Source organism: Amycolatopsis sp. NBC_01480 (genome assembly GCF_036227205.1).
In the GTDB taxonomy this organism is placed as follows: Bacteria; Actinomycetota; Actinomycetes; order Mycobacteriales; family Pseudonocardiaceae; genus Amycolatopsis.
Genome location: NZ_CP109442.1, coordinates 1,154,025 through 1,180,438 on the forward strand (window position 1 = coordinate 1,154,025; position 26,414 = coordinate 1,180,438).

Annotated in this window: 7 protein-coding genes and 2 pseudogenes; 1 reads left to right on the plus strand and 8 read right to left on the minus strand. The window is 73.8% G+C overall.

What is annotated here, in order from left to right:
• Positions 1-89 precede the first annotated feature (89 nt).
• From OG371_RS05380 to OG371_RS05410, 7 genes and pseudogenes are all read right to left on the minus strand, one after another.
• Positions 90-4,880: a type I polyketide synthase gene (locus OG371_RS05380; protein WP_442876146.1), complete on the minus strand. Its 4,791-nt coding sequence runs from the start codon at positions 4,878-4,880 to the stop codon at positions 90-92.
• Positions 4,865-10,087, minus strand: a pseudogene (locus tag OG371_RS05385) (type I polyketide synthase); the annotation flags it as partial. The gene OG371_RS05380 and the pseudogene OG371_RS05385, both read right to left, overlap by 16 nt.
• A gap of 185 nt (positions 10,088-10,272) precedes the next feature.
• Positions 10,273-11,184 carry a nucleotide disphospho-sugar-binding domain-containing protein gene (locus OG371_RS05390; protein WP_329066152.1) on the minus strand — a complete coding sequence of 304 codons (912 nt, stop codon included), beginning with the start codon at positions 11,182-11,184 and terminating at the stop codon, positions 10,273-10,275.
• Between the two features lie 97 nt (positions 11,185-11,281).
• Positions 11,282-13,849, minus strand: coding sequence for an ABC transporter permease (locus OG371_RS05395; RefSeq protein ID WP_329066154.1), 2,568 nt, complete (start codon positions 13,847-13,849; stop codon positions 11,282-11,284).
• Positions 13,846-14,604: an ABC transporter ATP-binding protein gene (locus OG371_RS05400; RefSeq protein ID WP_329066155.1), complete on the minus strand. Its 759-nt coding sequence runs from the start codon at positions 14,602-14,604 to the stop codon at positions 13,846-13,848. The genes OG371_RS05395 and OG371_RS05400 overlap by 4 nt, the downstream gene beginning before the upstream one ends.
• Before the next feature lie 14 nt (positions 14,605-14,618).
• Positions 14,619-14,855 carry a hypothetical protein gene (locus tag OG371_RS05405; RefSeq protein WP_329066156.1) on the minus strand — a complete coding sequence of 79 codons (237 nt, stop codon included), beginning with the start codon at positions 14,853-14,855 and terminating at the stop codon, positions 14,619-14,621.
• A gap of 107 nt (positions 14,856-14,962) precedes the next feature.
• Positions 14,963-15,382, minus strand: coding sequence for a hypothetical protein (locus OG371_RS05410; protein ID WP_329066158.1), 420 nt, complete (start codon positions 15,380-15,382; stop codon positions 14,963-14,965).
• A 70-nt stretch (positions 15,383-15,452) separates the two neighbouring features.
• Here OG371_RS05410 and OG371_RS05415 point away from each other — a divergent pair, with 70 nt between their 5' ends.
• Entirely contained in the window at positions 15,453-16,187 is a 735-nt protein-coding gene (locus tag OG371_RS05415) for a TetR/AcrR family transcriptional regulator (RefSeq protein ID WP_329066160.1), read from the plus strand.
• A 131-nt stretch (positions 16,188-16,318) separates the two neighbouring features.
• On the opposite strand, the pseudogene OG371_RS05420 reads toward OG371_RS05415, so the two are convergent.
• Positions 16,319-26,170: pseudogene (locus OG371_RS05420) on the minus strand (SDR family NAD(P)-dependent oxidoreductase); the annotation flags it as partial.
• Positions 26,171-26,414: the final 244 nt, after the last annotated feature.

Sequence of the window (26,414 nt, forward strand, 5' to 3'; positions counted from 1 at the left end):
CGGTGGTCCTGCTGGGTGGAATGCAGCGGATGACGCTTTCGCTTCGCTGAGTGCGGGGGAAGCGTCATCCGCTGCACCCGGCGCGGCGCTCAGGCGCCTAGCTCGTTGTCGATCAGGGCGAATAGTTCGTCGGTGGTGGCGGATTCGAGGGCGGCGCCGGCGCTGCCGCCGGCGAGCGTCTGGTGCAGCGTGGTGACCATCGCCTGCAGCCGGGCGACGATGCGGGACCGGTCGATCTCGGCCGCGTCCAGCCCGGCCGCGACGGCCTCCAGCCGGTCCAGCCCGACCTCCAGCGGAACCTCCACGACGCCCTCGCACAGCTGCGTCCACAGGTGCTCGGCCAGCGCCTGCGGGTTGACGTGGTCGAACGCGACGGTGGCCGGCAGCTTCAGCCCGGTCGTGGCGCCGAGCCGGTTGCGCAGGTCGACGGCCGTCACCGAGTCGAAGCCCAGCTCCTTGAACGCGCGGGCCGGCTCGACCGCCGAACCGGCGTCGTACCCGGCGACCACGGCGACCTGGCCGCGCACCAGCTCCAGCAGCGTCCGCTGCTGCTCGGCCGGGGTGAGCGAGGCCAGCTGTCCCTTGAGATCGCCGGTCGGCTCGGCCGGGCCGGCCTCGCCGGTGTCCGCGGCCACCTCGGGCAGCCCGCGCAGCAGCGGCCGCGGCCGGGCGAGCTGGTAAACGGGCGCGAACGCGGCCCAGTCGATGTCCGCGACCACCAGCTGGCTCTCGTCGTGGTCCAGCGCCTGGCCCAGCGCCTCGGCGGCGAGCCGCGGGTCCATCTCGGCCAACCCCATGCGGCGCAACAGATCGCTCGCCTCGGGATCGACCATGCCCCCGCCGCCCCAGGAACCCCAGGCGATCGAGGTCGCGGTCTTCCCGGCCGCACGACGGCGGCGGGCGAGCCCGTCGAGATAGGCGTTGCCCGCGGCGTACGCGGGCTGACCCGAGGTGCCCCACACGGCGGCGCCCGAGGACATCAGCACAAACGCGTCCAGCTCGGTGTCGCCGAGCAGCTCGTCGAGCAGCGCGGCACCGGTGACCTTGGCGCGCGTGGCGGCGGCGAACTCGGCCGGGGTGACGTCGGCCAGCAGCGGCTCGCCGGTCAGCACTCCGGCCGCGTGCACGACGGCGGACGGCGGGTGCTCGGCCAGCAGGGCTTCGAGCGCCGTACGGTCCGAAACATCACAAGCCGCGACGGTGACCCGCGTGCCCGAAAGCTCTTCGACCAGTTCCCGCGCGCCAGGCGCGTCGAGCCCGCGGCGGCTGGTGAGCACGAGGTGTCCGGCGCCGCGCCCGGCGAGCCAGCGGGCGATGTGCGCGCCGACCGCGCCGGTGCCGCCGGTGACCAGCACGGTGCCGCTCGGCTGCCACGGCTCGGCCGCGGTGCCGGCGAGCGGCGCCCGCACCATCCGCCGGGCGAACACGCCGGACGGCCGGAGCGCCACCTGGTCTTCACTGTCCACACCGGACACGACGGCGGCCAGCCGGGCCGCGTCGTCGGCGCCGGTCACGTCGACCAGACCGCCCCAGGTGCCCGGCCGGTCGAGCCCGGCGACCGTGCCGAGTCCCCACACCGCCGCGGCGGCCGGGTCGGCGTCGGAGAACGCGTCCACCGCGACGGCGCCGCGGGTGACGACCCAGGCCGGGGCGTCGACGGCGGCGTCCTGCAGGGCCTGCAGCAGCGTGATGGTCGCGGCCACCGGAGTGGTCAGCGCCGGGCCTTCCGGGTGCTCACGGGTGTCGAGCGCCAGCAGCGACAGCACGCCGTCGAACGGCCGGAGCGCGGTTGCCTCCGCGACCGCCTCGGCCAGCTCGGCGCGTCCGGCGGGCGCGATGACTCGCACGACGTCACCCTGCTCGGCGAGCGCATCGGCCAGCTCGGCCGCCTCGGGCACCCCGGCCGGCAGGAGCACGAGCCACGCGCCCTTGAGCCCACCGGAGACACTTCCCAGCGGGGCCCACGAAACGCGGTAGCGCCAGGAGTCCACCGTGGACAGTTCGGTCCGGCGGCCGTGCCAAGCGGCCAGCGCCGGGACGACCTCGGCGAGCGGCGCGGCTTCGACGCCGAGCCGGGCCGCGAGCGCGTCGACATCGCCACCGGTGACGTCCGACCAGAACTCCTGATCGGCCACCGGAGCGACGGCCGGCGGCTCGGCGGCGGACTCCTCCTCGAGCCAGAAACGCTTGTGCTGGAACGGATAGGTCGGCAGATCGGCCAGCCGGCCGGCGGGCACCAGCGAGGTCCAGCCGACGGAGCCGCCGCGAACCGCGTACTCGGCCATCGACGTGGCGAACCGGACCAGGCCGCCCTCGTCGCGGCGCAGGGTGCCGACGACGGCGCCGGCGTGCCCGGTCTCGTCCAGCGTCTCCTGGATGCTCATCGCCAGCACCGGGTGCGGGCTGACCTCGATGAACCGGGCGTAGCCGGCCGCGGCGAGCTTCGCGACGACCGGGGCGAAGCTGACCGTCGTGCGCAGGTTGGTGAACCAGTAATGCGCGTCCACAGTGGATTCACCGACCGGCTCTTCGTTCACCGTCGAGGTCATCGCGACGGTGCCGAGACGGGGCTCGATCGGGCCGAGGTCGGCCAGCAGCCGATCGGACAGGTGCTCGACGTGCGCGGAGTGCGAGGCGTAGTCCACCGGCACCCGCTTGGCGCGGAAGCCCTCCGCGACCAGCTCGTCCCGCAGCTGGTCGAGCGCCTCGCCGTCACCGGACAGCACGGCCGAGGTCGCGCCGTTGTCGGCGGCCAGGGAGATCCGGCCGTCCCAGGCGGCCAGGCGGTCGCGCAGGTCGGCCGCGGACAGCCCGGCGGCGAGCATCCCGCCGCCCCGGCCGCCCAGCACGTCGCCGATCGCCTTGCTGCGCAGCGCGACCACCCGGGCACCGTCCTCAAGCGACAGTGCACCCGCGACACTCGCGGCGGCGATCTCGCCCTGCGAGTGGCCGATCACCATGTCCGGTTCGACGCCGTGCGCGCGCCACAGCGCGGCCAGCGAGACCATCACCGCCCACAGCATCGGCTGCACGACGTCCACCCGGTCGGCGGGCGGCGTGCCCGGCTCCCCGCGCAGCACGGCCAGCACCGACCAGTCCACGAACTTCCGCAGCGCCGCGTCGCATTCGGCCAGCCGCTCGGCGAACACCGGCGACTGCCCGAGCAGCTCGATCGCCATGCCGGTCCACTGCGAGCCCTGGCCCGGGAACACGAACACGGTCTTGCCGCGCACGTCGGCGGTGCCGGTGACCACGTCGGGCCGCGACCCGCCGGCGGCCAGCGCGCGCAGGGCTTCGGCAGCCTGCGCGCTGTCTTCGGCGAGCACCACGGCGCGGTGGTCGAAGGACGCGCGCCCCGCGGCCAGCGTGTACGCGACGTCGTCGAGAGAACCGCTGACCTGCTTGGGAAGCTCAGTGGAAAGCTGCCCGGCGGCCTCGGCCAGCGCGGCCGGGGTCTTCGCCGAGAGCACCAGCGGGGACACGACGGACGACGGGCGCTCGTCGATCTCGCTGTCGGTCGCCTGCTCCAGGATGACGTGCGAGTTGGTGCCGCTGACCCCGAACGACGACACCGCGGCCCGGCGGGCCCGGCCCACCTCCGGCCACTCGCGCGGCTCGGTGAGCAGCTCGACCGCGCCCGCGGTCCAGTCGACGTGGGTCGAGGGCGTGCCGACGTGCAACGTGCGCGGCAGCCGGCCGTGCCGCAGCGCCTGCACCATCTTGATCACCCCGGCGACCCCGGCGGCGGCCTGCGGGTGCCCCATGTTCGACTTGATCGAGCCGAGCAACAGCGGCTCGCCCGTGGTGCGCCGGCCGTAGGTCTCCATCAGCGACTGGGCCTCGATCGGGTCGCCGAGCGCGGTGCCGGTGCCGTGCGCCTCCACAGCGTCCACATCGGACAGTGACAGGCCGGCGTCGGCCAGCGCCGCCTCGATCACGCGGACCTGCGAGGGCCCGTTCGGGGCGGAGAAGCCGTTGCTGGCGCCGTCCTGGTTCACCGCGGAGCCACGCAGCAGCGCGAGGATCCGGTGCCCGTTGCGCCGGGCGTCGGAAAGGCGCTCCAGCACGAGGACGCCGACGCCCTCGGCCCACGACGTGCCGTCCGCGTCGTCGGAGAACGACCGGCTGCGCCCGTCGGCCGCGAGCCCGCGGCGGCTGCAGAAGTCGACGAACATCTCGGGGGTGCCCATCACGGCGACGCCACTCGCCAGCGCGAGCGTGCAGTCGCCGCGACGCAGGGCCTGCGCCGCCAGGTGCAGCGCGACCAGCGAGGACGAGCACGCGGTGTCGACCGACACGGACGGGCCCTCGAGCCCGAGCGTGTAGGAGACCTGGCCGGAGACCAGGCTGCCGTCCGGGCTGCCACCGCTGTAGTCGTGGTACATCACGCCGGCGTAGACGCCCGTCGGACTGCCCTTGAGCCCGTGCGGGTCGAGCCCGGCGCGCTCGAACGCCTCCCAGGAGGCCTCCAGCAGGATGCGCTGCTGCGGGTCGGCGCGGCGCGCGTCACGCGGGCTGATGCCGAAGAAATCGGCGTCGAAATCCGGTGCGTCGTAAAGGAACCCACCGTGCCGCGTGTAGGTCTTGCCGGGGCGCTCGGGGGTCGGGTCGTACACGCCCTCGACGTCCCAGCCCCGGTCGGCGGGGAACTCCCCGATCACGTCGCGGCCCTCGTCGACCAGGTCCCACAGGTCGTCCGGCGTGCGCACGCCCCCGGGGTACCGGCAGCTCATCCCGATGATCGCGATGGGCTCGGTGTCCCTGGCCTCCAGCTCGTGCACCCGCCGGCGGGCCTGCTTCAGGTCGGCCGTCGCGCGCTTGAGGTAGTCGCGGAGCTTGTCCTCGTTCCCCATGGGTTGCCCGTTCATGAGATGCCCAATTCGTCGTCCAGCACGGCAAAAAGCTCGTCATCGGTGGCACCGCCGAGGTCTTCGGCAGCGCCTTCGGCAGCAGCGTCGTGTGCGTCGGCCCACTTGCGGACCAGTGCGTCGAGCCGGGCGGTGACCTTCGCGGTCGACCCGTTGAGCGAACCGGCGGCGCCGCCGAGCAGCGCTTCGAGCCGGTCGATCTCGGCGAGCAGCGGGTCCGCCGCGCCGCGCGCCGGGCCGAGCAGCTCGTGCAGCCGCCGCGCGAGGCGGGACGGCGTCGGGTGGTCGAAGACGATCGTCGCGGTCAGCTTCAGCCCGGTCAGGGCTCCCAGCTGGTTGCGCAGCTCCACCGAGGTCAGCGAGTCGAAACCCATCTCCTGGAACGCGCGGTCCGGCTCGACCGACGCCGCGGAGCCGAACCCGAGCACGGCCGCGACCTGATCCGCGACCACGCTCAGCAGGAACGCCTCCCGTTCGGCCTCCGGCAGCTTGCCCAGGCGAGTGGCGACCGAGCCGCCCGGGCGGGCCGCGCGTCGAGGCGCCGCCGGGCGGACCAGGCCGCGCAACGTCGGCGGCAGCGCATCCGTGCGGGCGCGCAACGCCGCGAAGTCGAGCTTTACCGGCGCCAGCACCGGTTCCCCGGCGACGAGGCAGGCGTCGAGCAGAGCCAGCGCGTCGGCCGTCGCCATCGGCGGGGTGCCGAGACGGCGCAGCCGGCGGAAGTCGGCCTCGTCGAGTTCGCCGGCCATGCCCCCGTCTTCGGCCCAGGCGCCCCAGTCCAGCGACACCGCGGCCTGGCCCTGGGCGCGACGGTGATGAGCCAGCTCGTCGAGGAACGCGTTCGCGGCGGCGTACCCGGACTGCCCGGCGGCCAGCACCGTGCTCGCCGCGGAGGAGAACAGCACAAAGGCGTCCAGGTCGCGGGTCAGCTCGTGCAGGTGCCAGGCGCCGTCGACCTTCGGGGCGAACACGCGGTCCAGCTCTTCGGCGGTGAGCGCCTCGACGCGCCCCGCGGCCGGAACCCCGGCTGCGTGCAGGACTGCGGTCAGCGGGGCGTTCGCGGGAACGCCGTCGAGCAGGCTCGCGACGGACGCGGCATCGGTGACGTCACAGCTCGCGATGGCGACCTCGGCCCCCAGCGCCGTCAGCTCCTCGCTCAGCTCGGCCGCCCCCGGCGCCCCAGCGCCACGACGGCTGGTGAGCAGCAGGCGGCGGACGCCGTGCCGGGTCAGCAGGTGCTTCGCGACCACCGCACCGAGACCGCCGGTGCCGCCGGTGATCAGCACGGTGCCGTCGGGATTCCAGCCCAGCTCGCCCGGCTGGGCGGCCGCGGCGGCGAGCCGGGGCACCAGGACCCGGCCGTCGCGCACCGCCGACTCGGGCTCCCCGGTGGCCAGTGCCGCTTCGAAGTCCGCACCGTCGATCAGCACGAACCGGCCGGGGTTCTCGGCCTCGGCCGCGCGGACCAGGCCCCACACCGGGGCGATCGCCGGGTCGACGTCCTCACCGGCCACCGAGACCGCGCCGCGTGTGACGACCGCCAGGCGCGCTTCGCCCTCCTCGGCGAGATGCTGCTGAATCGCGGCCAGCACCGACTCGGCGGCCTTGCGCGCGGCAACCGGCACCGGCCCGTCCGGAGTGGACACTTCGAAGACTTTGGCGGCCGCGGGATTTCCGGCCTCGGCAGCGGGCTCCCACCTCAAGTGGAAGAGCGAAGTCGGCGCCAGCTTGTCGAGTGAGACCGGGCGGGCGGCCAGCGACTCGACCGACAGCACCGGGCCGCCGGTGGCGTCGGCGATCTGCAGCGTGATCGTGTCGGCCCCGGTCGGCGACACCCGCACCCGCAACGCCGAAGCGCCCGTCGAATGCAGCGTCGTGCCGCTGAAGGCGAACGGCAGCATCGGCCGGGCCTCACCGTCCCGCGGCGCCGGGCCGAGCAGCTGCGCGTGCATCGCGGCGTCGAGCAACGCCGGGTGCAGGCCGTAGTCGCGGGCCTCGGCGCCCTCGGGCAGGGCGACTTCGGCGTACACGTCATCGCCGTCGCGCCACATCGCGCGCAGGCCCCGGAAGGCCGCGCCGTAGTCGTATCCCAGCTCGGCGAGCACCGAGTACGGGTCGGCCAGCTCCACCTCGACGGCGCCGGCGGGCGGCCACTCGGTGAGGTCGAACGACGGCGTCACGGCCTCGTTGCTCACGAACCCGGTGGCGTGCCGGGTCCAGGCGTCCTCGCCGTCGGGTCGCGAATGGACAGTGACGCGCCGGCGTCCGGTGTCCTCGGCAGCTTCCACAGTGACCTGAAGCGCCGCGCCCGCGCCCTCGGCGAGAGTCAGCGGCGCCTCCATCGTCAGCTCTTCGAGGCGCGTGCAGCCGACCTCGTCCGCCGCGCGGTGGGCCAGCTCGACAAACGCGGTGCCGGGCAACAGGATCGTGCCGAGCACTACGTGATCGGCCACCCACGGCACGGTTTCCGCGGACAGCCGCCCGGTCAGCACCACGGCGCCGGTGTCGGGCACGCGGACGACGGCACTGAGCATCGGGTGCCCGGCGGGCAGCTGGCCGTGGTCACCGGCGTCCCCGGTCACGCTCGTGACCGGCAGCCAGTAGCGGGTGCGCCGGAAGGCGTAGGCCGGCACTTCGACACGGCGGGCACCGGCGTAAAAAGCGCTCCAGTCCACCGGAATCCCACGGGTGTGCAGGGTCGCGAGCGCGGTGACCACGGTGCGGGCCTCGTCCCGGTCGGCGCGCTGGGCCGGGACGAAGGCCAGTGCCTCGTCGTCCAGCGCGGTCCGGCCGGCGGCGGTGAGCACGGCGCCGGGCCCGACCTCGAGGAAGGTCTCGACCCCCTCGCCGGCCAGCGTGCACAGGCCGTCGTGGAACCGGACCGCCCCGCGGACCTGGTCCACCCAGTACTCCGGCGTGTTCAGATCCGCCCCGGCGCCAACCGTCGAGACGATCGGGATCACCGGCTTCGCGTAGCCGAGTTTCCGCGCCACCGCGCCGAACTCGGCCAGCATCGGCTCCATCAGCGGCGAGTGGAACGCGTGCGAGACCTTCAGCTTCGAAGACTTGCGACCCTCGAATCGCGCCACCACGGCGGCGACGGCGTCTTCGGCGCCGGAGAGCACAATGGACCCCGGGCCGTTGATCGCCGCGATGCTCACCTCGGCGGTCAGCAACGGCGTCACCTCGGCCTCGGTCGCCTGCAGCGCGACCATCGCGCCACCAGGCGAGAGCGCCTGCATCAGCTTCGCCCTGGCGGCCACGAGAGTGCAAGCGTCGTCGAGCGAGAACACCCCGGCCACGTGCGCGGCCGCCAGCTCACCGATCGAGTGCCCCAGCAGGAAGTCGGGCCTGACGCCCCACGACTCGAGGAGTCGGAAGAGGGCGACTTCGACGGCGAACAACGCGGGCTGGGTGAAACCGGTCTGCCGCAGGGCTTTGCCGTCTTCAAGAACCGTCCGCAGTGGACGGTCCAAGTGCGGGTCCAGCCCGGCGCAGACGGCGTCCAGCGCCTGCGCGAAGACGGGGTACTTCGCGGCGAGCACCGTGCCCATTCCGGCGCGCTGGGCGCCCTGGCCGGTGAAGAGGAAGGCCGTCCGGCCGGAGCGACGCCGGTCGCGGACCACACCGGGCGCGTCGGCGCCGGCGGCGAGCGCGGTCAGCCCGGCGAGCAGCTCTTCCCGATCGGCGCCGGTGACCACCGCCCGGTGGTCCAGCGCCGAACGGGTGGTGGCGAGGGAGAAACCGATGTCCGCCAACGAGTCCGCGGGGTGCGCGGCGAGCCGCTCGGCCTGCGCGGCCAGGGCGTCGGCGGAGTCCGCGGACAGCGGCCAGGCCGCCACCGGCACCTCGGCCGGCGCCGTCACCTCCGGCGAAACCGGCTCGGCCTGCTCGATGATCACGTGGGCGTTGGTCCCGCTGATCCCGAACGACGACACCGCGCCCCGCCGGGGACGGCCCGTCTCGGGCCATTCCCGGGCCTCGGTCAGCAGCTCGACGGCGCCGGCGGACCAATCGACGTGCGGCGAGGGCGCGTCCACGTGCAGCGTTTTCGGCAGCACGCCGTGGCGGAGCGCCTGCACGACCTTGATCACCCCGCCGACCCCGGCGGCCGCCTGGGTGTGGCCGAGGTTGGACTTGAGCGAGCCGAGCCGCAGCGGCTCACCAGGCCGGTCCTGCCCGTAGGTCGCCAGCAGGGCCTGGGCCTCGATCGGGTCGCCGAGTTTCGTGCCGGTGCCGTGGCCTTCGACCAGGTCGACGTCGGCGGTGCTCAGGCCCGCGGACGCCAGCGCCCGGCGGATCACCCGCTGCTGCGCGGGTCCATTGGGGACAGTCAGGCCGCTGGACGCGCCGTCGGAGTTCACCGCGCTGCCGCGCACGACCGCGAGCACCTCGTGGCCCAGCCGCCGGGCGTCGGAAAGGCGCTCGACCACCAGCACGCCGACGCCCTCACCCCAGCCGGTGCCGTCGGCACCGGCCGCGAAAGCCTTGCAGCGGCCGTCGTCGGACAGGCCGCGCTGTTCGCTGAAGTAGACGAAGGTCTCGGGTGTCGCCATCACCGTCACGCCGCCGACCAGCGCCATCGAGCAGTCGCCGCGGCGCAGCGCCTGCGCGGCCCAGTGCAGCGCGACGAGTGAGGACGAGCAGGCGGTGTCCACCGAAACCGCGGGGCCCTCGAGCCCCAACGCGTACGCGACGCGGCCGGAGACGACGCTGCCGGCGGCGGCGTGGCCGAGGTAATCGTGGTACATCACGCCGGCGAACACCCCGGTGCTGCTGCCGCGCAACGTCTCGGGCACGATGCCGGCGCGCTCCAGCGCGGTCCAGGACGTCTGGAGCAGCAGCCGCTGCTGGGCGTCCATCGCGAGCGCCTCGCGCGGCGAGATGCCGAAGAACTCCGGGTCGAATTCCGCGGCGTCGTAGAGGAAACCGCCCTCACGGGTGTTCGTGGTGCCGGGCCGTTCCAGCGACGGGTCGTACAACGCGCCGAGCGGCCAGCCGCGGTCGGCCGGGAAGCCGCCGATCGCGTCGGTGCCGGTGGCGACCAGCTCCCAGAGGTCCTCGGGCGAGTCCACCCCGCCGGGGTACCGGCAGGCCATGCCGACGATCGCGATCGGCTCGGCCTCGCGCTGCCTGGTCTCCTGCAGGGCCAGCTTGGCCTCCCGCAGGTCCGCGGTCGCGCGCTTGAGATAGTCGAGCAGTTTGCGCTCGTTTTCGGCACTCACGCCATTACCCCCATTCCGGCGGATCGCCGATCAATGGCGGTACGGAAAACGCCGCAGGAGCAGAAATCGATACTCACGTAATCGACCACCTAACCGCGAGACCTCGTGAACGGCTACCGCGCCACGTCGAAAACGCTACCGAGGTCCTTTTGGCGGCCCCACCCCTAACGGCCCCACAATCAGCGGGTGAGCTGCGCCGCGATCTCGCGAGGAGCGGGCAGCGCGGTGATTTCGTCCCGCAGGGCGCTCGCCCCGGCACGCAGCGTTTCGCCGGCCACCAATTGCCGGATCAGGCCGGTGGAAGGGGCCTCGTCGACCAGCCCGGCCCCGGCCGTTTCCACGCGCCGGGCGAGTACTGACCCGGTGAGCGAATGCTGCGGCAGCCCGTGCGCCGCCGCGGCCAGCGCCAGCTCCGGATCACCGTCGTGGATCACGGCCGCACACGTCGGCAGGAGCGCGGCCGGCGGCGCGGAGTCGACCAGCCGCACGTTCGCGGGCACCGTCGTCCCGGCGGGCAGGTTCGCGGTGTCCGCCGCGCAGACCACCTCCAGGTCGGTCCCCGCGACGGCGTCGAAGACAGTTCCGAAGAGCGCGGCGTCGGACAGGGACAGTAGCACCCGGGCGCGCCTTGCCTTGCGGCGCAACCAAGTCGGCACCTCGACCGGGCCGAAGTACGGCACATGCCGTACCGGGTGGACGGCACCGCCGCCGGCGCGGAGCGAAGCGGGAACCGTGTCGAACGTCGTGTCGGCGTCACTCGCGTCCGGCTCGTCCAGCGCGCCGAGCAGACGCACCGCGACCGCGTCGACGGCGCGGGCGGCAGCCGTTCCGGCGGGCGCCTGGCCATCGGAGACCACCACCCCGGGCCGCCACAGCTTCGCGAATTCGGCGAGCGCGGCCGATTCGGCGAGCGTGGCCTCGTCCCCGCTCTCGAGGTCCACCGCCACGGTGGCGGTGCGCAGGATCTCCTCGACGAACGACGGCCGTCCGGCGATCTTCACGTCGTGGCCGGCGGTGCGCAGCGCCCAGGCGAGCGGCACCAGGTTGCGCAGACGGGCGGGCGACGACGGAGCGGCCAGCAGTACTCGCATGGAATTCACTCCAGAAAAGGAAACCGGGCCGCACCCGGTGCGGATAGTCGAATTCGAGACTATCCACGCCGGAGCGGCCCGCGTACCCCTACAAAAATCACTGCCCGGGCAGGGTGACCGCCTCGATCGGGCTGCGCCGCATCGCCAGCCGCGCGGAAAGCGCGGTGACCGGCCAGACGATCAGGAATACCGCGAGCACCACGCCCAGGAATACCCAGATCGGGCCGGACGGGATGATCTCGCCGGTGCTGATCGCCATCGGCAGCACGGTGAACAACGAGATGACGATGCCGAGCACCAGCCCGGTCACCGCGACGATGCCGCCCTCGATGAACAGCATCCGCCGCACCTGCCCGCGGTCCGCGCCGGCCAGCCGCTGGGCGCCGAACTCCCGGCGGCGGGCGAGCACGGCCACCGCCAGCGTGTTCACCGCCGCGATCGCCGCGTAGGCGATGGCGAGCACGGCCAGCAGATAGTTGATCATCGCCTCGACGTCGGCGCTGGCCTGGAAGTTCTGGGTCAGCGCGCTGTCGTCGCCGACGCTCACGCCCGGCCAGCCCTTGGCCTTGTCGCCCAGCGCGGACACCAGGTCGGCCGGGTCCGTGCCACTGGCCGCCTTGACCAGCACCTGCGCGGGCAGGCCGCTGGTGGTGTGCGCGGTGAGCAGGTCGGCCGGCAGCACCATGCTCGCGTAACTCGACGGGCTGTCGAGCAGCGCGACCACGCTCACCGGGGCCTGCGCCCCGTCGCCGAGCCGCATGGTGATCTTGTCGCCCAGCTTGATGCCCAGGTCGTCGGCGACGCTCTCGGGCAGCGCCACCGTGGAGCCGATGAGGTTCTTCAACGACCCCGACGTCACCGTGGTGGACAGCACCGAGCCGGCCTGGTTCTCGGCGGAGACGCCGAGCAGGCGCAACGGGTCGCTGCCGTTGCCGTCGTAGGGCTGCTCGATCCAGCCGGAGCTGGTGACCAGCGGCGAGGCCGTGCCGACCCCGGGTGTGCTGCGGATCTGCGCGACCAGGTCCGGCGAGATGCCGCCGGTGCCGGTGCTGACCACGGCGTCGGCCTGCAACTGGTCGGCGTACGCCGCCACCTGGGCCTTCTGCGCCGTGGTCTCCGAGTACACGTTGCCGAGCGCGACCGCGCTGGCGAGCGTGATCGGCGTGAGCGCCGCGGCGAAGGCCACCGCGCGGGCCCGGGAGTTGATCACCGCGAGCGTGGCGTCCTTGCCCGCGACCCGGCGGATGAACGGGCCGAACCGGTCGGCCACGTACGCCATGATCTCCGGCCCGAACAGCGCCACCGCGATCGCGCCGGTCAGCACGGCCGGGCCGCCGATCGCCGACGCCGTGTCGGCGGGCATGAACACCGTGGTGGCGGCGAGCAGCACCGTGGCGGCCGCGAACACCAGCGCGCCCATGCGGCGCAACGGATTCACCTTCGCCCCCGGGATCGCGGCCTCGGCCAGCGCCTGGATCGGCCGGGCCCGCGCCGCGGCCAGCGCCGCGAACCAGGCCGCGCCGTAGGTGATCGCGAGCGTGGCGACGATCCCGCCGGCGAACGCGATGATGTCCTGCCGGAACGCCAGCTCCCCGGGCACGATGCCGATCGACTGGCTGGTCGAGAAGATCTGGTTGCCGATCAGGCTGCCGAGGAACGCGCCGCACACCGCGGCGACCGCGCCGACCGCCATGGTCTCGGCGAGCACCATGCGGTGCACCTGCTTCGGCGTCGCCCCGGTCGCGCGCAGCAAGGCCAGCTCCTGCTGCCGTTGCCGCACGGTCAGGCTGATCGTCGCCGAGACCACCAGCGCCATGACCACCAGCACCATGCCGCCGAACACCGCGGCGAGCAGGATCAGCGGCAGCTGGCTGGCGTCCACGCCGAGGAACTCGGCCGCGCCGCGGTCGTCCCCGGTCAGCACGCTGACGCCCGGGACCTGGTCCGCGATGCGCCCGGCCAGCTCACCGGCGTCCACGCCGTCGGCCGGGAACACCCCGACCAGGCCGACCCGGCCCTGGTGCGTGGAGAAGCGCTGGACGTCGCCGGCCGAGAAGAAGAACGCGGGCGCGGTCACGGTCTGCGCCGGCTCGGCGATCCCGGCGACGGTGAAGCTCTGCTTCTGCCCGTCCACGGCGAGATCGACGGTTCCGCCGGACTTGACCCCGGCCGCGCCCGCCGTGGCTGAATCGAGCACGACCTGGCCCGGCGCCTGGGGCTGGCTGCCTTCACGAAGCTGGTAGCCGCCGAGCGCGGCGGAGTCCCAGCCGTGTCCGGAAAGGACGGACGAGCCGGAGTCCTGTTGCGGGGCACCGCCTTTCAGCAGCGCGGCGGCGAAAGACACGTCCGGCACCGCGCTGCGCACCCCGGGCACGGCGGCGATCTTCGCCACCTGGTCCTCGGGCAGCCCGGCGCGCTCGGCGTACGGCACCACCTGGGACTCTTCGTCCGGCAGCTTGAACCCGGCCGAGCCGCCGACCACCACCGGCACGGACGCCAGCCGCTGCGGCTGGGCCTGCAGCACGATCGCCGTTTCGAACAGCCCGGCGCACGCGATCAGCAGCCCGCAGCCGATCAGGATGGCGACGAACGACGCCAGCGACGCGGCCGCGCGGAACCTCAGGCTCGACAGCGCCAGGTTGAGGATCACCCGCCGCGAACTCATCCCTGCCCCCGGGCCTGCTTGGCCTGGGCGCCGAGCTGCGCCAGGGTGGCCGCGACCGCTTCGACGCTCGGGGTGGCCATCTGCGTCACGATGCGACCGTCCACCAGGAACAGCACAGTGTCCGCATAGGACGCCGCCACCGGGTCGTGCGTGACCATGACGATGGTCTGGCCCGCGCTCACCAGCTCGCGCATCAGCGTGAGCACCTCGAGCGCGGTGTTCGTGTCGAGCGCGCCGGTCGGCTCGTCGGCGAACACCACCGACGGGCGGGCGGCGAGCGCGCGGGCGATCGCCACGCGCTGCTGCTGGCCGCCGGACAGCTCGCCCGGGCGGTGCTTGACCCGCTGGGACAGCCCGACCCGCGCGATCACCTGGTCCACCCAGGCCTGGTCCGGCTCGCGGCCGGCCAGCAGGGTCGGCAGCGTGACGTTCTGCTCCACGTTCAGCGCGGGCATCAGGTTGAACGACTGGAAGATGAACGCGACGTGCTCACGGCGCAGCACCGTCAGCTTGGTCTCGCTCTTGCCCTTCAGGTCGGTCCCGACCAGCGTGACGCGGCCGGAGGTCGGCTTGTCGAGCCCGGCCGCGCAGTGCAGCAGCGTGCTCTTGCCGGAGCCGGACGGGCCCATCACCGCGGTGAAGGTGCCCGCCGGGAAGGAGACGGAGACGCCGGCGAGCGCTTCGACCGCGCTGTCGCCGGAGCCGTAGGTCTTGTGCACCGCGTCCAGCTGGACCGGCGACTCGACTGAGGTCATCGTGGGCACGTCGTTCACTCCGTTCCGCCCCGCGCGCCGCGGCGAGCCGGGTCGAGGTACCACCACAGGGCGAGGGCCGCGCCGCCGATCCCGATCGTCCACAGCCAGAACGGCGATTTGAACGACATGCTGATCACGGTCATGAGCAGCCAGATGATGAACTGCACACCACTGACCACGGCCCAGATCACGGTGACGATCCGCCGGGCGGCGCCACTCGACGAGCGGGTTTCTTCGGTGCTCTCCGGCATGAGGCCCCCCATATCGGCGACGGCGGAGTGGACGGACTAATTGTGTAAGGCTTACACAGTTTAGCGGACCCGGGCCGATCAGGGAAGCCACCCCACCGCGGCCCGGTTCAGCGGGTGTCGCCGGCCGTCGCGCGCAGGCGGCGGTCCCAGTCGCGCACGCCCCAGATGCCCGCGACCAGCACGCCCCCGCCGAGCAGCACCCAGATCAGCCAGAGCGGGTCCCACTGGCCGCCGATCGCGCCGATGAACAGCCAGATCAGCACGTTCACGCCGCCGACCAGCGCCCACAGCCGGGCCGCGAGCCCCGGCGCCGCCTCCAGCAGGGCCGGGGCGGCCTCGCCGGAGCGGCCCTCGACCGCCACTCGCAACGCCGTCCTGGTGGTGGCCAGCCGGACGCGCGCCAGCCGCCGGGCCGCCTCCTGGCCGTCCAGCTGCCCGGTCGAGCGGGCGTGCTCGATCTCGGTCTCCGCCAGCTTCCGGTCCAGCTCGGTCACCCGGCCCAGCCCGAACCGGTTGGTCTCGCTCACGTCCGCTCGCCCCCAGCCCCGATTAGTGTAAGACTTGCACAGTTTACTGAAGGAGACTGCGGAGCGATAGATGCCGACTCAAGACGATCCCGTGGACCTGCCACCGGGGCTGCGTCCCGCGTGGCTCGCCGCGCCGCGGCCCCGGCGCGGGCCCAAGCCGGCGCACACCGTCGCGCAGGTCGTGGCCGCGGCCGTCGAGCTGGCCGACGAGGAGGGCCTGGCCGCCGCGTCACTGCCCAACATCGCCGCCTCGCTCGGGCTGAGCACCAACGCGCTGTACCGCTACGTCGGGTCGAAGGACGAGCTGGTGGTCCTGCTGGCCGACGCCGGCTTCGGGCCGCCGCCCGACGGGCTGGTCTCGGCCGGCGACTGGCGGGCCACCATCCGGGCCTGGACCCGGGCCGCGCTGGAGCGCTACCGCACCCGGCCGTGGCTGCTGGACGTGCCGTTCCGCGGCGGCGCGGTCACCCCGCACCGGCTCCGCTGGACCGAGCTGCTGCTGGCCGCGCTCGACGGCGCCGGACTGTCCGATGTGGACGCACTGGGCTGTGCCCAGCTGGTGGCCGACTTCGCCCGCACCACGGCCGAGCGCCGGCGCGCCCTCGACGACCCGGACTCGGCCGACGCCCCCGCGCGGACCGCGCAGCTGCGCGAGTTCCTGCAGCCGCTGCTCGCCGAGCGGGACTACCCGCGGCTGGCCGCGCTGGCCTCGGCGGGCCGCTATCCCGCGACCAGCACGGTGGAGTTCGGGCTCGACCGCGTGCTCGACGGCATCGCCGGGCTGCTCGCCCCGTCCCGGCCCTGACCCCCGCGCCGCCCAGGCTGCTCAACCAGAGCCGAGCTGGACGAGGCCGGCTGCCGACATCGGCAGCCAACTCCGCCAACCACACAGAGCACGACGGCCCAGCCACGACCACCGGCACCCAACTCCGCGAATCAAACAGAGTCGAGCCAGCCGCCGACGGCCTCGGCGGTCGTCCCGGCGTCGGCGTCGACCAGGCTGAAGTGGTCGCCCGGCACGGTGACCACCGTGTCCGCGCGGTGCCAGGTCGTGCGCCAGGTGCCCGGGTCCTCGCCGTCGCGCGCCGGCTCGCCGCCGGTGGTGAAGCGGCGGTCCGGCCGGACGAGCACGGTCGGCGCCGCGACGTCGGCCAGCTCGACCTCCTCCAGCAGGCCCAGGTAGTGGGCCATCGCGGTCAGCTTGTCGCGGTCGAACGGGCCGTACTGCTCCTCGCGCTCGATCATGCCCGCCGCCATGTCGGCCACGGTGTCCGCGGTAGCCTCGCCGCCGCCGTCCATTTCGTAGCTGTCGAGCAGGACCACGGCCGCCGGCGCGAGGCCGGCCTTCTCCAGCCGCGAAGCCAGCGCGTACGCCAGCACACCGCCGGAGGAGTAGCCGAGCAGCGCGTACGGCTGTCCGTCCGCGCCGAGCCGCACGCTCTCGGCGAGCACGTCCAGCATGGCTTCGACGTCGGCCGGCACCAGCTCACCGGTCAGGAAGCCGGGCGTCGGCAGGGCCGAAAACGCCCGGCTGCCACGGAACTGGGCCGCGAGTTTCGCGTACTGGTACGCGCCGCCCATCGCCGCGGGCGGCGGCACCGCGAGCAGGCGCGGCGCCGCCGGTCCGGCGGCCAGCTCCAGCGGCCGGGGCGGCTCGGCCAGGTCGGCGACTCCGGCGAACTTCGGCCGGAGGTTCGCCGCCGCGCCGAGCAGCGCGATGCCGTCCTCCACCCGGCCGCCGCGGACCGCGTCGAAGAACATCTCCTTCACCGGGTCGCCGGCGGCCGGGGCGGTGCCGGTTCCGGTGAGCAGGCCCAGCAGGTGCTCGGCCAGGCCCGCCGGGGTCCGGTGGTCGAACACGACCGACGCCGGCAGCTCCACCCGGGCCATCTCCGAGATCACGTTGCGCAGCTCGACGGCGGTCAGCGAGTCGAAGCCGAACTCCAGGAAGTGCGCGTCCGGGTCGATCACGTCCGTCCCGTCGTACCCGAGCAGCGCCGCGGCCTGGTCGAGCACGAACTGCCGCAGCCCCTTCTCGGTCAGCTCCAGCGCGCCGGTCTCCTCGACCGGTGCCTCCACGACCGCCCGCCGGGTCCGGGCTGTGGCCCGCTTGGCGGTCCCGGCCGTCTCCGAAAGCTCGGCCCGCCGCAGCACCACCGACCCGGCGGCGGCGACCGGCGCGCCCGCACGGTCCGTCAGCAGCAGGGAAACGGCGTCGTCGCCGATCGGCGTGAGCCGGGCCCGCAGCCGGGCGGCGCCGGTGGCGAAGAGCCGGAAATCGGTCCACTCCGCCGGAACCCCGTCGATCGCGGCCACAGTGGACAGTGCGGTGGCGTGCAGGGCCGCGTCGAGCGCGGCCGGGTGCAGCCCGAACCGGTCGGCGCCCATGCTGGCGTCGAGGTCGAGCTCGGCGAACACCGAGCCGTCCGCGACCCAGGCGGTGCGCAACCGGCGGAAGCCGCGGCCGTAGTCCAACCCGGCGTCGGCGAGCAGGCCGTACAGCTCGGTGACATCGGCGGGGACCGCGCCGGCCGGGGGCCACTGCGTCAGCGGCTCCGGCTCGGGGCCCTCGTCCGAGACCAGTGAGCCCTCCGCGTGCCTGGTCCAGTCGCCACCCTGTCGCGAGTGGACGGTCACCGGCCGCTGCCCATCGTCGCCGGGCTCGCCCACGACCACCTGCAGCTGCGTCTTCTCCTGGCCGAGCACCAGCGGCGCGCCGGTCACCAGCCGGGCCAGCCGACCGCAGCCGACCTCGTCGCCGGCCCGGATCGCCAGCTCGACGAACCCGGCGGCCGGGAACACCGCGGTCCCGCTGACGCGGTGGTCGGCCAGCCACGGGTGGGTGGCCGTCGACAGCGAGCCGGTGAGCACGACCGTCGAGGAGCCGGCCATGGTCAGCACGGCCCCGACGAGCGGGTGCTCGCCGGAGTCCAGGCCGCTGGAGGAAAGGTCGCCGGTCGCCCGGCGGGCCTCCATGTCGACCGACGGCCAGTAGCGGCTGCGGTGGAACGCGTAGTCCGGGAGCGCGATCGTGTTCGCGTGGCGGCCGGTGAACAGCCGCCGCACGTCGAGCCCGGCGCCGGTGACGTGCAGCCTCCCGGCGGCCAGCAGCGCGGACGCCACCTCGGGCCGGTTCTTCCGTAACACAGAGACAAAGGCGACGTCGTCGGTCTCGGTCAGCGCGGCTTGCGCCAGCGCCGTCAGCACCCCGTCGGTGCCCAGTTCCACGAACCGCGTGGCACCGGTCGCGCGCACGGCGTCGGCGAACAGGACCGTGCCACGGCAGTTCGCCACCCACTGCTTCGGGTCGCGCAGCTCGTCGGTGACGGCGGTGCCGGTCACGGTGGACACCACGGCCAGCCGCGGCTCGTCGTAAGTGAGCTCCTCGGCGATCTCCTCGAGCTCCTCCAGGATCTCGTCGAGCAGCGGCGAGTGCACCGCGCAGCCGATCGCGAGCCGGTTGGTGCGCCGGCCCAGCTGCGTGAAGTGTTCGGCGACGGCAAGGACTTCGCCCTCCTCGCCGGACACGACCACGGCCTTGGGCCCGTTCACCGCGGCCAGCGCGGCGCCCGCGCCGAGCAGCGGCGTGACCTCGGCGGCGTCCGCCTCGATCGCGACCACCGCACCGGCCGGCATCTCCGCCATCAGCTGGCCGCGGTGCGCGACCAGCTTGACCGCGTCCTCGAGCGAGAGCACCCCGGCCAGGTGCGCGGCCGCGATCTCGCCGACGGAGTGGCCGACCAGCACGTCCGGCCGCTGGCCCCACGACTCCAGCAGGCGGAACAGCGCCACCTCGAAGGTGAACACCGCGGCCTGGCTGAACTGGGTCCGGTCGAGCAGCTGCGCGCCGACCGAGCCCGGCTCGGCGAACATCACCTCGCGCAGCGAGCGGCCCAGGTGCACGTCGAAGCACTTCGCCACGCGGTCCAGCTCGTGCGCGAACACCGGGAAGGCCTCGTACAGCCCGGCGCCCATGCCGGCGCGCTGGGCGCCCTGGCCGGGCAGCAGGTACGCGGTGGTGCCGCCGGAGCGGGCCCGTCCGGTCACGACGTTCTCCGGCGAAGCACCGTCCGAAGTGGACAACGCGGACAAGGCGGCCCGGACCTGCGCGAGGTCGGCGCCGACCACGGCGGCCCGGTGCGAGAACAACGGCCGGCGGGCGGCCAGCGAGTACGCGACGTCGAGCAGTTCCGGCGACGGGCCGGCCTCGAGCAGCTTCAGCAGGGCGCGCGCCTGGTCCGGCAGCGCCGCGGCGGTCCGGGCCGAAAGCACGAGCGGCGGCAGCTCCCCACCGGGGTCCGCGACCGGCTCGGCGGCCGCGACCGGCTCGACGGGCGCCTGCTCCAGGATCACGTGCGCGTTGGTCCCGCTGTAGCCGAAGGCGGACACCGCAGCGCGGCGGGGACGGTCGACGACGGGCCAGTCGCGGGTCTCGTCGAGCAGCCGGACGGTGCCCGCCGACCAGTCGACGTCGGCGGTCGGCTCCGTGACGTGCAAGGTCCGCGGGAGCACGCCGTGCCGCATCGCCCCGACCATCTTGATCACGCCCGCGACGCCGGCCGCGGCCTGGGTGTGCCCGATGTTGGACTTGACCGAGCCCAGCCACAGCGGCCGGTCCGCGGGCCGTCCCCGGCCGTAGGTGGCGAGCAGCGCGGTGGTTTCGATCCGGTCGCCGAGCGGGGTGCTCGCGCCGTGGCCCTCGACCACGTCCACTTCGGACGCTTCGAGCCCGGCGGTGGCCAGTGCCCGGCGGATCAGCCGCTCCTGGGCCGGGCCGCTCGGCGCGGTGAGGCCGTTGGACGCGCCGTCGGCGTTCACCGCGCTGGCCTTGACGATCGCGAGCACTTCGTGGCCGTTGCGGCGCGCGTCGGAGAGCCGTTCGACGACCAGCACGCCGACGCCCTCGCCCCAGCCGAAGCCATCGGCCGCGGCGGAGTAGGGCTTGCAGCGCCCGTCGCGGGCCACCGCGCCGTCCACGAACTGCGCGAACGGCGCCGGTGAGACGAGCGCGGAGACGCCGGCGACCAGCGCCAGCGAGCAGTCACCGGCGCGCAGTGCCTGCGTCGCCTGGTGCAGCGCGACCAGCGAGGACGAGCACGCGGTGTCCACCGAGACCGCCGGTCCCTCCAGCCCGAAGGCGTAGGCGACCCGGCCGGAGACGACGCTGCTCAGCGCACCGGAGCCGCGGTAGAGGCCGCCGCCCTGGGTCAGCGCGTCACCGGGGTCGTAGTCGGTCTGCATCACGCCGACGAACACCCCGGTCGTGCTTCCCTTGAGCGACAACGGGTCCAGGCCCGCGCCCTGCAGCGCGACCCAGGAGGACTCCATCAGCAGCCGCTGCTGCGGGTCCATCATCACGGCTTCGTTGGGGCTGATGCCGAAGAACGCCGCGTCGAAGTCGGTGGCGTCGGGCACGAACCCGCCCTGCGGCGGCCCGCCGTCCGGTGCGACCTGCTCGATCCAGTGGTCCATGTCCCACGCGCGGTCGTCCGGGAAGTCGCCGATGCCGTCGCCGCCCGCGGCGACCAGGCGCCACAGGTCTTCCGGCGTGGCGACCCCGCCGGGGAACCGGCAGGCCATGCCGACGATCGCGATCGGCTCGTCGGTGCTCGCGACGGCCGGGCCGTCGGCCACCGCGCCGTCGTCCGCGGCATCCCCCAGCAGCGATTCACGAAGGTGCTCCGCCAGGTCGCCGGCGGTCGGGTAGTCGAAGACCAGCGTGGCCGTCAGGGACAGCCCGGTGGCCTCGTTGAGCGTGTTGCGCAGCTCGACCGCGGTGAGCGAGTCGAAACCGAGGTCCTTGAACGCGCGGTCGGCGTCGACCACGTCGGCCGAGCCGTGGCCGAGCACCGCGGCGGCGTGCTGGACGACCAGCTCGCGCAGGTGATCCAGCCGCTTCTCCGCGGGCAGCCGGATCAGCTTGCCCAGCAACGAATCCGCACCGGCTTCCCGGTCGGAGACGGTGCGCCGCGCGGTCGGGACGAGGCCGCGCAGCAGGTCCGGTACCCCACCGGCGTCACGCCACGCGGGCAGGTCCAGCTTGATCGGCACGTACACGTCACCACTCGCGCCGACGGCCGCGTCGAAGAGCGCGAGGCCCTCCTCCGCGGTGAAGGCGCCGAGCGCGCGTTTGCCGTGAGTCTCGCCGGCCATCCCGGCATCGGACTCCCACATGCCCCACGCGAGCGAGTGCGCGGGCTTGCCCTCGGCGCGGCGCCGGGTGGCGAGGGCGTCGAGGAAAGCGTTGGCGGCGGCGTAGTTGCCCTGGCCCGGCGCGCCGAGCACACCGGCGGCCGAGGAGAACGTGACAAACGCCGTGACGTCACCGGCCAGCTCGTGCAGGTGCCAGGCGGCCAGTGCCTTCGGGTTGAAGACGCGGTCGATCCGCTCGGGGGTGAGCGACGGCAGCACGCCGTCGTCGAGCACCCCGGCAGCGTGTACGACGGCGGTGACCGGGTGCTTCTTCAGCAGCGCGCGCACCTTCGCGCGGTCGGCGAGGTCGGTGGCGACCACCTGGGCCTGCGCCCCCAGTTCTTCAAGCTGGGCAACGAGTTCGGCCGCACCGGGCGCGTCCGCGCCGCGCCGGCTGACCAGCAGCAGCTTCTTCGCCCCCTGCCGGGCAAGGTGCACGGCGACGAGCCGGCCCAACGCGCCCGTGCCGCCCGAGAGCAGCACCGTGCCGTCACCCCAGCGCAATGTCGTGTTCGCGGGGTCCGGCAGAGCGCCGTCACCCCAGCCGGACGCTGCGGTCGCAGGGTCCAACGCGGTGCGGGCCAGCCGCGGCGCGTGCACCACACCGTCCACAATGGACACCGAGGACTCGTCGGCGGCCGAGATCGCGGCGAGCTGCCCCGGCGTCGCGTCGCCGTCGACGAGCACGATGCGGCCCGGGTTCTCCACCTGGGCCGAACGCACCAGCCCGGCGACGGCGGCCCCGGCCAGATCGCCGTGGGTCACCACGAGCAGGCGGCCCGATTCCGCCAGCCGGGCCTGGAGCTCGGACAGTGCATTGTGGACGGCCTTCTTCGCGGCCGCCGCGTCCTTTCCGGGCTTCACCTCGTACACCGTGAAGTCGGGCGACGCGGGCGCGTCCGGCAGCGCGATCGGGACCAGGTCCACCCGCAGCAGCGAGTCCGTGCTGCTCGGCACCGCCCGCGCGGCGGCCAGCTGCTCTTCGCTGATCTGGCGCAGCTTCAGCTCACCGACCCGCGCGACGGGCGCGCCAGTGGAGTCCGCGAGCCGCAGCTCCACGGCCTGCGCCCCGGTCGGCCGGATGTGCACGCGCAGCGTGGCGGCGCCGGCGGCCAGCAGCTCGACGTCGGACCACGCGTAGGGCAGGGTCGTGCCCTCCCCAGCGGCCGAGCTGAGCCCGACGGCGTGCAGCGTCGCGTCGAACACCGCGGGGTGCAGGCCGAAAGCCTCGGCGCCGAGCCGGTCCTGCTCGGGCAGCGCGACCTCGGCGTACACGTCTTCGCCGACGCGCCAGGCCGCGCGCAAGCCCTGGAACACCGGGCCGTACGCCATGCCGTGCCCGGCGAGCATTTCGTACATGCCCTCGAGGTCGACCGTCTCGGCCCCCGCCGGGGGCCAGGCGCTCATGTCGAACGTCGCGCTGTCGGAAAGCGCGGCCAGCCGGCCGTCGGCGTGACGCACCCACGCACCGGTGGTGGCGAGATCGTCGGGACGCGAGTGGATGCTGATCGGCCGCGAGCCGTCCTCGGCCGGCATGCCGACGCGCACCTGGATCCGGGCCGCGCCCTTCGCGGGCAGCACCAGCGGCGCGTGCAGCGTGAGGTCTTGGACCCGGCCGCAGCCCGCCTCGTCCCCGGCGCGCACGGCCAGCTCGACAAAAGCCGTGCCGGGCAACAGGATCGCGCCGCCGACCACGTGGTCGTTCAGCCACGGGTGCGTGGCCGCGGAGACCCGGCCGGACAGCACCAGCCCGTCGGCGTCCGCGAGCAGCGTCGCGGCGCCCAGCAGCGGGTGGTCCACCGGGTCGAGGCCGGTCGACGTCACGTCACCGGAGTCCGAGGCGACCTCCAGCCAGTAACGCTGGTGCTGGAAGACATACGTGGGCAACGCGGCCTGCCCGGCACCGCGCGCGGTGAAGTGCGCGGACCAGTCCGGCACCACGCCCCGCACGTGCAGCGTCGCCAGCGCGGTGGCGAGCGCGACGTCCTCGGCGACGTCACGCCGCTGCGCGGGCACGGCGACGGCGGAGTCCGCGGCCGACTGCGGGACCACGGCGGTGAGCGGCGCGTCCGGGCCCAGCTCCAGGAAGCGGTTGACGCCCTCGGCCCCCAGCGCGCGGACCGCGTCGGCGAACCGCACCGGCTGCCGGACGTTGCGCACCCAGTACTCGGGATCGGTCAGCTCCGCGGAAACCTCGGCGCCGGTGACGGACGAGACGACGGTGAGCGCCGGCTGGTGATAGGTCAGGCCCTGGGCCACGGCGCGGAACTCCGCGAGCATCGGCTCCATCAGGCGCGAGTGGAAGGCGTGCGACACCCGCAGCTGCGTCGTCCGGCGCCCGTCTTCGGCGAACTTCGCGGCCACCGCGAGCACGGCGGCCTCTTCCCCGGACAGCACCACCGAACGCGGGCCGTTCACCGCGGCGAGGTCAACCGTCCCTTGTGGATCGTGGGCGGCCACCTCCTCGGGCGTGCCCTCGACGGCGACCATCGCGCCACCGCCCATTTCCCCGCCGCCACCCTCGACGGAGTCACTGCGCGACGCGTTCCTGGATCCAGGCAGCGCCTGCATCAGCTGCCCGCGCGCGGCGACCAGCGCGGCGGCGTCCGCCAGCGACAGCACCCCGGCGCAGTGCGCGGCGGCCAGCTCGCCGATCGAATGCCCGCACACCGCGTCGGGCACCAGGCCCCAGGACTCGAGCAGGCGGAACAGCGCGACCTCGAACGCGAACAGCGCGGCCTGCGTGTTCCCCGTCTGCGCCAGCGCGTCGGCGTCGTTGTTGATCACTTCGCGGATCGGACGGTCCAGGTGCTTGTCCAGCTCGGCGCAGGCCTCGTCGTACGCGGCGGCGAACGCGGGGTACGCGGCCGCCAGCTCGCGGCCCATGCCGGCCCGCTGGGAACCCTGGCCGGAGAACAGGAAGGCGGTGTTCACCTCACCGCGCGCGACGCCGGTGACCGCGCCGGGCGCGCCGTTCGCGAAGGCGGTCAGCGCGGCGAGCAGCTCGGTGTGGTCACGACCGACGACGGCGGCGCGGTGGTCGAGGTGCGTACGCCCGGCCGCCAGCGTGCGGGCCACGTCGAGCACCGGCAAACCCGGCTCAGCGACCAGGTGCTCCGCCAGCCGCACGGCCTGCGCGCGCAACGCTTGCGGCGTCCGGCCGGACAACACGAACGGCACCGCGGCCAGGCCCGCCGCAGCACCGACAGCAGCAGGACCGCCAACCCCGGCAACACCGTCCGCAGAGAGCACAGCGTCCGGCGCCTCCTCGAGGATGATGTGCGCGTTCGTCCCGCTCAGCCCGAAGCACGAAACGGCGCCACGGCGCGGATGCCCGTTGCGCGGCCACTCCCGCGCCTCGGTGAGCAGCTCGACCTGCCCGCTCGCCCAGTCGACGTGCCGGGTCGGCTGATCGACGTGCAGGGTCCGCGGCAGCACGCCGTTGTTCAGCGCCAGCACGATCTTCAGCACCCCGGCGACGCCGGACGCGGCCTGCGTGTGGCCGAGGTTGGACTTGATCGAGCCCAGCCGCAACGGGCTGTGCTCCGGGCGGCCCTGGCCGTAGGTCGCGAGCAGCGCCTGCGCCTCGATCGGGTCGCCGAGCTTGGTGGCGGTGCCGTGCGCCTCGACGACGTCGACCTCCTCGGCCGCGACGTTCGCGTTGGCCAGCGCCTGCCGGATCACCCGCTGCTGGGCCGGGCCGTTGGGCGCGGTCATGCCGTTGGACGCGCCGTCCTGGTTGATCGCGGTGCCGCGCACGAGCGCGAGCACGGGGTGGCCGTGGCGGCGCGCGTCGGACAGGCGCTCGACGAGCAGCATGCCGCAGCCCTCGGACCAGCCGGTGCCGTCGGCGGAGTCGGCGAACGCGCGGCAGCGGGCACTGCGCGCGAGCGTGCCGTCGAGGGAGAACTCGACGAAGGTGCGCGGCGTGGACATCACCGAGACGCCGCCGGCCAGCGCCAGCGAGCACTCGCCGGAACGCAGGGCCTGCACCGCCAGGTGCAGCGCGACGAGCGAGGACGAGCACGCGGTGTCGATCGTCACCGCGGGTCCTTCGAGCCCGAAGGTGTAGGCGAGCCGGCCGGAGATCACGCCGGACGAGCCGTAACTACCCTGGTAGTTGTGGTACATCGTGCCGGCGAACACGCCGGTGCGGCTGCCCTTCACCGAGTGCGGCGCGATGCCCGCCCGTTCGAAGGCCTCCCACGAGGTCTCCAGCAGCAGCCGCTGCTGCGGGTCCATCAGCAGTGCTTCACGCGGGCTGATGCCGAACAGGTCGGCGTCGAAGTCGAGGGCGTCGTGGAGGAAACCGCCTTCGCGCACGTAACTGGAGCCGGGGCGCTCACCGGTGGGGTCGTAGATCCGGTCGAGGTCCCAGCCGCGGTTCGCCGGGAACTCCCCGATCGCGTCGACCCCGCCGTCGAGGAGCCGCCAGAGGTCCTCCGGCGTGTTGGCCCCGCCCGGCAGCCGGCAGGCCATGCCGACGATCGCGATCGGCTCGCGCGCGGCGTCGGTCAGCCGGCGGTTCTTGTCCCGCAGCCGTTCGGTCTCCTTCAGCGACGCCCGGAGCGCACCGACCAGTTTTTCCTCGGAGTTGCCCACGTGTCCTCGTTCCTTCCACGCCACTTAACGCCGGACCGAGGTGACGATACGAGCGCCGCGGTCGCCCGACCCACCCCTAACAGCCCCAGGAACACCGGCCTGACGCGGCCGCCAAGGTCCGCTTTAGACGGTCTTTAGGGGTTGTCGCTGCCACCCGGGAATGTCAGATTTCCTTCAGCTTCAAGGATTTCTCGCACTTCACGAATGTCACCGTGCTCGGAGCTCGCCGAACAGACTG